The sequence below is a fragment of the Serratia sp. AXJ-M genome (assembly GCF_046531865.1).
Taxonomy (GTDB): domain Bacteria; phylum Pseudomonadota; class Gammaproteobacteria; order Enterobacterales; family Enterobacteriaceae; genus Serratia; species Serratia liquefaciens.
In genome coordinates, this window is sequence record NZ_CP059394.1 from 2,537,768 (window position 1) to 2,549,087 (window position 11,320).

An 11,320-nucleotide genomic window follows, 5' to 3' on the forward strand; every position below is an offset into this window, starting at 1 on the left:
CGTAAGCGGACTAGACGCTTAACGAGTCATAATTTTTGCGGCGGTAATTGAGCGCGGACAGGATCCACAGCACCACAAACAGCACGATAGCGGCGTATCCGACGCTGCCCAGGTTGTCATTGAGCACCTCAACACCCCGCCACAGCCCGCCCCGTAGCCCCAGCTTATCGGCCAGCAGCCCCAGGCCTTCCAGCCCGCCGATCACCACAGCGATAACCACGCTGGTGGCGGTGATGGTCATGTTGTAATACAGCTTGCGGATCGGTTTATTGAACGCCCAACCGTAAGCGCCAACCATCACAAAATTATCCAGTGAGTCAATCAACGCCATGCCGCTGGCAAACAGCAGCGGGAACACCATGATTGACCAGACCGACATGCCGGATGTAGCACCGGTCGCGGAGATCCCGAGCAAGCCTACCTCGGTAGCCGTATCAAAGCCCAAGCCAAATAAAAAACCGACTAAATACATATGCCAGCTTTTATTTACCAGATTAAAAGCAAAGCGATACAGCCGCGTCATTATGCCACCGCTGCCGCTCACCAGCAGGGCTACGTCCTGTTCGACCAGGGTTTCTCCGCGCTTCACCCGACGGAAAATGCGGTAAACGTCGCGGAAGATCAGCCAGTTCAACAACGCCATCACCAGTAAGAACAGCGAGGAGATCAGCGTGCCCAAAGTGGCGCCATACTGATGCAACCAGCCGATGCGATCGCCAAATGCCAATGAGGTGGCGGCAATCGCGATGCAGGCCAGTACCACAATGCTGGAATGCCCCAGGGAGAAGAAGGCCCCGACGGAAACCGGGCGTTGGCCTTGTTGCATCAATTTGCGGGTGACGTTATCGATGGCGGCGATGTGGTCGGCATCCACCGCATGGCGCAGTCCGTAACCGTAAGCCAGCAGCGCGGCGGCAATCAGTGCCGGGTGATGATGAAAGGCAGCAAAGGCCGCCCCCCACGCCAGCAGGTTTAGCGCCACTAACGTCAACAACAGCCAAAAGGCGCGGGTATGGGTATGGAAAAACTCGCGGTTTAACATGTTACGTCCTGTTGGGTTTTGAACGGGAGACGAGCCATGGGGATATGCTGCGCACAGGCGACCAATGCCTGACCGAATGCCAACCCTCCATCGCCCGCTGGCAGCCGTTGTGGCAGCAGCACGTGCAGCGGGGCCAGATGATGCTGCAGCCGTTGGCGTAACAGGCGGTTGTGCAGTACGCCACCGCTTAACGCCACGTGCCGGAGGTTATGCTCTGCGGCAAAATGTTTGGCCAGGCCGGCAAATCCCTGCGCCAGGGCATCATGAAACGCCCAGGCCCGTTGAGCGGCCGGCGCTTGCCAGGCCAGCCACTGCTGCCACAACACGCCCAAATCGAGCTGTGCTGCGCAACGTGGCAACGTCACCGGGTGAGAGCAAGGGCCACTTTGGTGGGCCAGCGCCTCAAAAATACTGGCGGCTTCGCCTTCCCAACTTTGCCGTTCGGGCGCACATCCCAGCGCGGCGGCGGCCGCGTCAAACAGACGGCCACAGGAGGAGGCGAGCGGCGCATTGATGCCGGCGTTAATGGCTTGGAGCAGGGGGCGCCAGGCGCGCGTCAATAGCCGTTCGGCCTGTGGGCTGTTTTGCCAGTCAGGCACGAAGCGTGCAAAATGCGCCAACTGATTGCGCCAGGGTTGTTGCGCGGCCAGATCGCCGCCGGGCAGTGCCACCGCAGGCAATCCCCCCAGATGACGACAGCGGCGGTAATCGACCCACAGGCATTCGCCGCCCCACAGCGCGCCGTCCTGTCCGTACCCCAGCCCATCCAGCGCCAGGCCGATAACCGCTCCGCCTTCCAGTGGCCAATGGTGTTCGGCCAGGCAGGCGGCCAAATGCGCATGATGGTGCAGCACCGGGGTCACCGGCAGCCTCTGTCGGGCGGCCCATTGGTGGCTGACGTAACCCGGATGAGCGTCGCTGGCTAAGCGCTGTGGCTGGCAATGGTACAACGCCATAAAATGCGCCATGGCCTGCTGCCACTGTTGCTGAATATCCTCCTGTTGCAGGTCGCCAAAATGTGAACTGAGTACGGCTTTATTTCCTTGCAGCAGGCAAAAGGTATTTTTGCGATCCCCGCCCACGGCCAATAGCGGAGGCTGTGAAGGGAAGCCCGGAGGCAATGGCAGGGCATCCGGAACAAATCCGCGCGCCCGACGTAGCATTTCATGGCCTTCAGGCAGCAGACGCACCAGCGAATCATCGGCGCGCTGCAAGATTTCGCGATCGTGCAGCAACCACAGGTCGGCAATGCCGGCCAAATCAGCCAAAGCCTGGCTATTGGTTAATGCCGGAGCTCGGCCGGTGGCATTGCCGGAGGTCATCACCAGGGGCCGTTGTATCTCCTGCATCAGTAAATGGTGAAGGGGATTGGCGGGTAACATCAGGCCGACTTCGTTCAACTGCGGGGCGATAGCCCCAGACAGCGGCGAATGGGGCGAGTGGGGCACCAGCACGATAGGCGCGGCAGCGGACGCCAGCAAAGCCTGTGTGTGCGCCAGATCAATGCCACGGGTGCAGCGCGTCAGCCAGTCGATATTCGGCAGCATCACCGCCAGAGGTTTGCCGGGACGCCGTTTGCGAAGCCGCAGGCGTTGTACGGCCTCCGTCTGGGTAGCATCGCAAGCCAGGTGAAAACCGCCCAGCCCTTTGATGGCCACAATCTGCCCGGCAGCTAATGCGGCTACCGCCTGCTGCAGAGCTTCTTCCCCCTGATGCTGCGGTTGTCCCTCATCGGTGAAACTGAACAACCGAGGGCCGCAGTCGCTACAGGCGACCGGTTGGGCATGAAAGCGCCGATCGTGCGCCGAACGGTACTCTTGGGCGCAGGGCGAACAGAGCGGGAACGGTGCCATGCTGGTTGCCGGGCGATCGTAAGGCATGGCACGAATAATGGTGAAGCGTGGGCCGCAGTGCGTGCAGTTGATAAAAGGGTAGCGGTAACGCCGATCCTGCGGATCGTTCATTTCCTGCAGGCATTTTGGGCAGGTCGCGGCATCGGGAACAATCTGGGTCGTCATAGCACCGCGTTGGCTGGCGCGGATGCGAAAATCATCGGGCTTTTTCAGCCAGGTAAAGGGCCGTTGCTGAATGTTGTCGATCTGCGCCAACGGTGGGGCCTGCTGGCACAACAGATGCAGCAACAGCTCAAGGTCGACGGGATTCACCAGCCGAATCTCCACCCCGGCGCTGTCGTTCCAGACTTCGCCACGTAGATTGAGCTGGTTGGCCAGTTGCCAGACAAAAGGCCGAAAGCCGACGCCCTGTACTTTGCCGCTGATACGCAGCAGCAGCCCCGGATAGGACATGGTTTATTATCCTCTTTGGGTTTTTATAAATTATCAGGAGGCACAACCCTGCGTAGCCTCCTGTCAATTTATTCCCTGGTATTCCCTAAATAATTGGAGTTGCATCAAGGCGGCAAGAGCGGGGATCCCCAGGAGCTTACTTAAGTAAGTGACTGGGGTGAGCGCTTGCAGCCAACACAGATGCAGCTTCAAGTATGACGGGATTACATCACGTCTTCTGCGGCGCGGCGCAGGCGAGCTTTCATATCGCTGTAGCTTTGCTGTGCATAGTTCTCCGCCCAGTGCTGGTCGGTAATCGCCGCCAGTTTTACCGCACAGTATTTGGTTTCCGGCGTTTTGGAGATCGGATCCAGGTTTTCCTGCGTCAGTTCGTTACAGGCGCCAATCCACCACTGGTAGGTCATATACACCGCACCCAGGTTAATACGCTCGTTATAGTTGGCTCGGCTGATCACTTTGCCGCGACGAGAGGCAACCCACACCAGTTGCTGGTCGGCAATGCCCAACGCGGCGGCATCCTGAGGGTTGATCTGCACGAAGCCGGGCTCATCCGCCAGCGTTTGCAAGGCGGCACAGTTGCCGGTCATCGAACGGCAGGAGTAATGCCCAACCTCACGCACGGTACAGAGCACCAGTGGGTAATCTGCATCCGGGATCTCGGCCGGCGCACGCCAGGTGGTGGCGAACAGTTGCCCTTTACCGGACGGCGTTGTGAACTGGTTACCCTGATACAGGTACGGCGTCCCCTGGCTTTCCAGCGAAGTGCATGGCCATTGCACGTGACCGAGCTCGCCCATTTTTTCGTAAGTGGCGCCGTAAAACAGCGGGCAGAGTTCACGCATTTCGTCCCAGATCTGCTGGTTATCCTCATAGTGCATCGGATAGCCCATTTCGCTGGCCAACAGGCTGATGATTTCCCAGTCGCGCTTGACGTTGTACTGCGGCTCAATGGCTTTTTCGAAACGCTGGAACCCGCGATCGGCGCAGGAGAAGACACCGCCATGTTCGCCCCAGGAGGTGGCAGGCAAGATCACATCCGCCTGTTCGGCGGTTTTGGTCATAAAGATGTCTTGCACCACCACAAATTCCAGCGCTTCGAACGCGCTGCGCACCAGGCTCAGATCGGCCTCGGTCTGCAAGGGATCTTCCCCCATGATGTAGTAGGCTTTCACTTTGCCTTCATGCACCAGGTGCGGGATTTCGGTGATGCGATAGCCGACGTTGGGATCCATTTTTGTGGCGTCGATTCCCCAGGCTGCGGCGAACTTGGCGCGCACGGCCGCATCGGTAACCGCTTGATAGCCAGGGAATTCATTGGGCAGCACGCCCATATCGCAGGCACCCTGTACGTTGTTCTGCCCGCGTACCGGGCCGACACCCACGTTGGCGCGGCCCAAATTGCCGGTGAGCAGCGCCAAACTGGCGAGGCCTTTGACCACGTCAACCGCCTGGCCGAATTGGGTCACGCCCATGCCCCACATGATGGTGGCCGAAGGGGCGCTGGCATAGGTGCGCATGGCCTGGCGGATTTGCTGTGCGGTCACGCCGGTCAGGTGTTCCACCGCTTCTGGCGCATAATCCGCCAGTTGCTGCCGGTAGGCCTCGAATCCCTCGGTGTATTTGGCCACGTAATCGCGGTCATAAAGATTCTCTTCAATCAGCACGTAGGCGAACGCATTCACCAGCGCCATGTTGCAGCCGTTCTTGATCTGCAGATGCTGGTCGGCAATACGTGCAGTTTCTATCCGGCGCGGGTCGCACACGACGATCTGCGCGCCTTTCTCTTTAGCCTTCAGCACCCGGCGCGCCACGATGGGGTGCGAGTCAGCACAGTTGTAACCGATGATCAGCAGACACTTGGAGTTTTCGATATCGCCAATCGAGTTACTCATGGCACCGTTACCGAGTGTGGCCTGCAAACCCGCGACCGAAGGCCCGTGGCAGACGCGGGCGCAGCAGTCGACGTTATTGGTGCCGATCACCGCGCGGGCGAACTTCTGCATCACATAGTTGGTTTCATTGCCGGTCCCGCGAGAGGAACCGGTGTGCATGATGGCGCTGGCACCGTGCTGCTCCTTAATCTGCTGCAGCCGCTGAGCGGTATAGCTGATCGCTTCATCCCAACTGACGGCCTCAAACTTGCCGCCTTTCTGCCGCCGAATCAGCGGCTGGCTCAGGCGCGGGGTCAGCAGTTTGGTATCGTTCAGGAAGTCCCAGCCGTAATAGCCTTTCAGACACAGTTCACCCTGATTGGTCACGCCGTCAGCCGCCTCGGCGCGAATGATTTTGCCGTTATCGACCACCAGTTTCATTTTGCAGCCTGCACCGCAGTAAGGGCAGACGGTTGTGATTTTTTTCATCGGTTCAGTTCCTAAAACAGTGACGACATTGTGTCGAGCGCGGCGCGGCGGCGCTTCTCGGCGTTCATTTCCTGCAGCATGTTGCGATCGACGCAGTGCAACGCATTGGTTGGGCAGGTTTCCATGCAGGCCGGGCCGCTGTCGCGACCGATACACAGGTCACATTTATGGGCTTCGGCTTTCTCGGTGGTGGCGCTCATCATGGCGCCGTTCTGGCGGACCACCGGACGGGTGATCACTTCCATGGCGCCGTAGGGACAGGCCACAACGCAGGTTTTGCAGCCGATGCAGCGTTCCTGCATTACCAGGACCATGCCGTTGGTGCGGCTGATGGCACCGTTAGGACAGACGTTGGCGCAGGGGGCGTCCTCGCACTGGCGGCAAAGCACGGCGGTGCTGACGTTGACGCCTTTAATCACATGCAGGCGCGGGGCAAAGCTGGTGGCGTTCAACGCCGAAATATCCTGGCTTTCGCTGTGCGCCATCACGCAGGCAATTTCACAGGTACGGCAGCCGATGCATTTTTTGGGATCGGCGATGATAAACCGGTTCATCAATAACTCCTGGGTTACCCTTCATCCGGGTATGGCAAAAGAGAGGTCGTGGCTCTGGTTAGGCATAAAACATGCCAATATTGAAAATGCTTAAAAAGCAGAGGGTTATCTTTTTATGGCCCCGGGGTCGACAGCAGGTCGACAGAAATGACGATGCCGCGTCAGACATTCGTCACCTCCAGTTGCGGATAACCGCCATTGTCTGCCCAGTGAAACAAGCGTTGATGGAGCACCGTCACCGCCTGTTTCACCGCCGCGCTGATCGGGTAATAAAACGCCACCACTTCGGGCTGAATGCCGATAAAGGTAATTTCCGCTATGTCTTCGCGCAGTTGGTCGATCAGAAAGTTAAGCGGCAGGTTATGCGTCGTCATGATGAACATGGCGGCAATGTCTTTTTCGTCGATCACCCGTGTTTCACCCGGCGCGAGCCCCATGTCGGTGGCGTCGACGATCACCAGGCGATCAGGGCGTAGCTCGCGGATATGCCCGATGTCATTTTCCGGTGCCGCGCCGCCGTCAATCACCTGCCAGCCCGCGGGGGGATGACCGGCACAGAATTCAGCCAGCAGCGGCCCGGCACCGTCATCTCCCATCATGCAGTTGCCCACACACAATAAAACGTCAGTCATCATGCCTCCGGACCATCAGGTAAATGGCGGGTTCGTTTTCAATCGATTGAAGCAGGGCGATCAGCTGTTGGCTCCAGCTTTGCTGTTCAGTGTTCATACGCGGCGCCGCGTGGCTCAACGCCGTGGCCAACAGGTGGGTATGGCTGTTGTCGATACAGATTTCGCCAAACCGATCGACCCCTTCCAGTTTGCGCCGTGCGGTGCTGCCCGCAGGCAACTGCGCTATCCAGGCACGAAACCCCGCCAGCGGGCAGCTGAGTTTGGCTTCCAGGCAGTCGATCACCCCCAGATGATGGCCGATCGCCAGGCTGTAATAGATCACCTCCTGGGCCTTCGGCGGGGCCTTTTTCTCCTGCACAAACTTGCGGCTAAGGGAGTAAAACACCACCTGTCCTTGGGAATCGGTCATAGCCGCAGCTCCCCACGCAGCACCCGTTGATAAATGCCCTGCAGGTTGCCGACAATTTCATTCAGGCGCAGGTCATCTTGCTGGTGCAGATAAGCGGCGATGCGCTGTTCGACCGGTTCGGGTGTCTCTGCTGCCAGCAGTTGCATGAACTGGTCGGCGATTTGGCGACCGTAGCGGTAACCGGCCATACGCCGGGCTTCGCGATCCAGCAGCACTCGCAGCGGCTGTGGCAGTTGCGGGTGCAACAAGCGCGTAGCTTCACCGTCGGTTTCATCATGCTGGTGGCCTTTGATTTTCTGATCCAGCAGGCCCAGCGCCATGGCGAAACCGTAAATGGTCGCCGCCGGCGTCGGCGGGCAGCCGGGAATATAGACATCGACCGGAACGATGCGATCGGTGCCGCCCCATACGCAGTAAAGATCGTGGAAGATACCGCCGCTGTTGCCACAGGCACCGTAGGAGATGCTGATTTTAGGATCGGGTGAGGCCTGCCAGGCGCGGATCGCCGGAATGCGCATGGCACGGGTCACTGCACCGGTGAACAACAAAATATCGGCATGTCTGGGGGAAGGAACCACTTTGATGCCGAAACGTTCCGCGTCGAACAGCGGTGAAATGGCAGCGAAAATCTCAATTTCGCAGCCATTACAGCCGCCGCAGTCCACCCGATAGACATAGGCCGAGCGGCGGATATCCTGCAGCAGGGTGGTTTTCAGCTTGGCGATGCTGTCATCGAGGGTGATTGGCACCGGCAGGCCATTTTCATCACGTGGTCCAATCAATGGCGAATTCATGAGATGACCTCCCGGGTCAAATGGCGGCCGATATCAATGCGATCGGCCTGGGCCAGGTTCTGCTGCTGCTTGCAGGCCGGGCAGGTTTCAAACTGCGCACGGCGGGTTGCCGCCTCCGAGCTGCTCAACCCGAGCAACGCCATCGCATAATCAATTTCCTTTTGCGCCGCATAGGGTTTGCCGCACTGTCGGCAATGACAAATGGCGAAGTCGGCTTGTTCGTACAGATCCTCTTTACGCCACACTGCCAGTTCGAACTGCTGCGAAAGCCGAATGGCGGCGGTTGGGCACACTTCCTCGCAGCGGGCGCAAAAGATGCAGCGGCCAAGAAACAGCTGCCAGCGCAAGGTGCCGCTGCTGAGGTCGGGGGTTATGCTCAACGCGTTGGACGGACAGGCGTTGGCACAGGCACCGCAGGCTATGCACTGCTGTGGACTGTATTCGGGCTTGCCGCGAAAGTTCGGATCAATGGCCAGCGGCTGGGCCGGATAGGCGACAGTGGCCGGGCCGGTCTTCAGCACTTTTTTAATCAGTTTCAGCATGATGGGCTCCGGTTAGAACGGCTTGTTTTTCCGCTCGATGCCGTAACGTTCGATCTCTTTGTACGGCACGATGATGGACTGGCGCTTGCGTACGTCGACGATGGTCATGCGATCGGTGCAGGAGTAGCAGGGATCGAGACTGCCGATAATCAGCGGGGCGTCGGATACCGTATTGCCGCGCAACATGTAACGCAGGGTGGGCCAATTGGCATAGGTGGCGGCACGGCAGCGCCAACGGAACAGTTTCTGGTTGTCGCCGGTCATGCTCCAGTGGATATCATCGCCGCGCGGCGCTTCGGCAAAGCCCAAGGCAAAGCGGTGCGGAATATAGGTGAAGCCGTCCACCGCCAGCGGTCCGCCCGGCAAGCTTTGCAAACCGAACTCGATGATGCCGAGCGAGTTGAACACTTCGTGAATACGCACCTTGAGGCGGGAATAGACGTCGCAGCCGCTTTCCACGCATAACTCCACCGGCAGTTTGGCGTAGCCGGCAAACGGATGGTCGATGCGGGTATCGCGACGGTGGCCGCTGCCGCGGATCATCGGCCCCACGTTGCTGTAATCGCGGGCCACCTGGGGATCGAGACGCCCAACCCCGACGCTGCGTTGTTCGGTGTTGGGCGTACTGAGCAAGATATCGACCAAATCCACCAGTTCGCTGCGCATTTGCGCGGCCAGCTTCAGGGTTTGCAGCATGTCCTCTTTCAAAATATCTCGGCGGATACCGCCAATCAGGTTCAAACCATAGGTTTTGCGCGCGCCGGTCAGAATTTCTGCCATCTTCATCGACTGCTCGCGTACGCGGAAGAACTGCATAAAACCGGAATCGAAGCCGACGAAATGGCAGGCCAGACCAAGATTCAACAGGTGGCTGTGCAGGCGCTCCACCTCCAGCAGGATCGAGCGGATCATCTGGGCGCGTTCCGGCACCTGAATGCCCATCGCATTTTCGACCGAGCTGGTGTAGGCCACGCTGTGGGTAAAGCCGCAAATGCCGCACACCCGGTCCGACAGAAAGGTGACTTCGTTATAGCCCATACGGGTTTCGGCCAGTTTTTCCATCCCGCGGTGCACGTAGAACAAGCGGTAGTCGGCGTCGATGATGTCTTCTCCATCGACAAACAGGCGAAAGTGCCCGGGTTCGTCCGAGGTGATGTGCAACGGGCCAATCGGCACCACATTGGCTTTGGCTCCGGCCAGGCTCTCGAACGGATAGGTTTCCACATCGGTGGTGGGCGCGGGGCGTTGGCGATAGTCCATCGCGTCTTTGCGTAGCGGGTAAAGATCGTCCGGCCAGTCGTCAGGCAGCACCAGCCGCCGCTCATCCGGCAATCCCACCGGGCGCAGACCGTACATGTCACGCACTTCGCGTTCGCCCCAAACCGCGGCGGGCACGCGCGGCGTGACGGAAGGGAACTCCAGCGTTTGGGCATCCACTTCGGCGCGCACCGTGATCCAGCATTTGGTGCCTTGCTCCATCGACAGAACGTAATACAGCGCGTAATGGCCGCACAGCGTGCGCTCGTCGTTGCCAAACAGCACCGACAACCAACCGCCTTGCTGGTAATACAGCCATTCCACCACGTCCGGCAGCGAATTGAGCTTAACGGTGACCGTCAACTGATCGGCGGTTTGCCATTCGGCTGCCAGCATGGCCGCAGGGAATTGTTGCTGCAACGCCGCCAGATAGTGCTGGCCTTGATGTTCGTTAGTCATTATTGATTGCCTTTGTCATTATTCAGCCGACGACCAGCCAGGAAACCAGCGCCAGAAAAGCCAGTCCAAAACCGGCCCAGGTGGTACGGGCCGTTTTCAGGAAGCGCAAACGTGCCACGCTATTTTCGATAATCGCGATCAGCGTCAGCGCGCACAGCAGCTTGAGCAGCGCCAGGACCAGCGCCGCCGACAGGTGAAGGACGGTGAATTGTGCCGCTTGCCCCCAGGGCAGAAACACGCCGAGGAACAGCTGCAGCACCACCAATTGTTTGAGGCTGATGCCCCATTTCAAAATGCCGAGCTCGGCACCGGAATATTCCGTCAGTGGCCCTTCCTGCAGCTCTTGCTCGGCCTCCGCCAGGTCAAAAGGCAGTTTGCCCATCTCGATATAGGTGGCGAACGCACAGGCCAGGGCGGCCAACAGCAGCGGCAACCAAGCGGGGTGTGGCAACGTCAGCAGGCTCTGCACCATGGCGCTCAACTGAGTGGATCCGGCCACCAGGGCGGTCACCCACAGCCCCAACAGCAGGATGGGTTCGACCAGAATGCCCAACACCGCTTCGCGGCTGGCGCCGATGGCGGTAAAGGGACTGCCGGTGTCCAGACCGGCAATGGCGAAAACAAAGCGCACCACGGCGAACAGATAGATCAGGGTGATCACATCACCGATGGCAGGCAGCGGCGAGGCGACAGTCAACATGGGCAACGCACAGGCGATGGCCAGCAGGGTGCCGGTCAGCAAGTACGGCATAGCATGAAAGGCCAGACCGGAAGCCGCCGGTGCCACGTTCTGACGCTTCAACAATTTGGCGATATCGCGGTATTCCTGCAGCACTCCGGGGCCGCGACGGTTATGCATCCGCGCGCGCAGCACACGGCTGATACCGGCAAACAATGGGGCGACGGCCAGTAACAGCAAGGCCTGCGCCAGACCGAGTAACACATTGGGATAGGTCATTGTCATC

General features: G+C 59.3%; 10 protein-coding genes. All 10 read right to left on the reverse strand.

The genetic code is table 11. The features are described from left to right. Nucleotides 1–10: 10 nt before the first annotated feature. Entirely contained in the window at nucleotides 11–1,042 is a 1,032-nt protein-coding gene (locus tag H0S68_RS11915) for a HoxN/HupN/NixA family nickel/cobalt transporter (protein ID WP_410529425.1), read from the reverse strand. Next, nucleotides 1,036–3,348 carry a carbamoyltransferase HypF gene (gene hypF / locus H0S68_RS11920; protein WP_410529426.1) on the reverse strand — a complete coding sequence of 771 codons (2,313 nt, stop codon included), beginning with the start codon at nucleotides 3,346–3,348 and terminating at the stop codon, nucleotides 1,036–1,038. The genes H0S68_RS11915 and hypF overlap by 7 nt, the downstream gene beginning before the upstream one ends. A gap of 203 nt (nucleotides 3,349–3,551) precedes the next feature. Continuing rightward, entirely contained in the window at nucleotides 3,552–5,708 is a 2,157-nt protein-coding gene (gene fdhF / locus H0S68_RS11925) for a formate dehydrogenase subunit alpha (RefSeq protein WP_128864891.1), read from the reverse strand. Nucleotides 5,709–5,719: 11 nt separating this feature from the next. Then, nucleotides 5,720–6,262, reverse strand: a complete 543-nt coding sequence (gene hydN, locus H0S68_RS11930) for an electron transport protein HydN (RefSeq protein WP_174574226.1) — start codon at nucleotides 6,260–6,262, stop codon at nucleotides 5,720–5,722. Nucleotides 6,263–6,423: 161 nt separating this feature from the next. Further along, the gene (gene hycI, locus H0S68_RS11935) at nucleotides 6,424–6,894 is read right to left on the reverse strand and encodes a hydrogenase maturation peptidase HycI (RefSeq protein ID WP_201896387.1); all 471 of its coding nucleotides are present in this window, start codon (nucleotides 6,892–6,894) and stop codon (nucleotides 6,424–6,426) included. Then, nucleotides 6,887–7,303, reverse strand: a complete 417-nt coding sequence (locus H0S68_RS11940) for a formate hydrogenlyase maturation HycH family protein (RefSeq protein WP_020826903.1) — start codon at nucleotides 7,301–7,303, stop codon at nucleotides 6,887–6,889. Before H0S68_RS11940 ends, hycI begins: the two co-directional genes overlap by 8 nt. Beyond that, entirely contained in the window at nucleotides 7,300–8,097 is a 798-nt protein-coding gene (locus H0S68_RS11945) for an NADH-quinone oxidoreductase subunit B family protein (RefSeq protein WP_020826904.1), read from the reverse strand. The genes H0S68_RS11940 and H0S68_RS11945 overlap by 4 nt, the downstream gene beginning before the upstream one ends. Next, nucleotides 8,094–8,639 (reverse strand): formate hydrogenlyase complex iron-sulfur subunit, encoded by a 546-nt coding sequence (locus H0S68_RS11950; protein ID WP_201896386.1) that lies wholly within the window; start codon nucleotides 8,637–8,639, stop codon nucleotides 8,094–8,096. The genes H0S68_RS11945 and H0S68_RS11950 overlap by 4 nt, the downstream gene beginning before the upstream one ends. 12 nt (nucleotides 8,640–8,651) lie before the next feature. After that, nucleotides 8,652–10,355 (reverse strand): NADH-quinone oxidoreductase subunit C, encoded by a 1,704-nt coding sequence (locus H0S68_RS11955; protein ID WP_046373544.1) that lies wholly within the window; start codon nucleotides 10,353–10,355, stop codon nucleotides 8,652–8,654. Between the two features lie 22 nt (nucleotides 10,356–10,377). Continuing rightward, a complete protein-coding gene (locus H0S68_RS11960; RefSeq protein WP_020826907.1) occupies nucleotides 10,378–11,313 on the reverse strand; it encodes a respiratory chain complex I subunit 1 family protein in 936 nt (311 codons plus the stop codon). Nucleotides 11,314–11,320 lie beyond the last annotated feature (7 nt).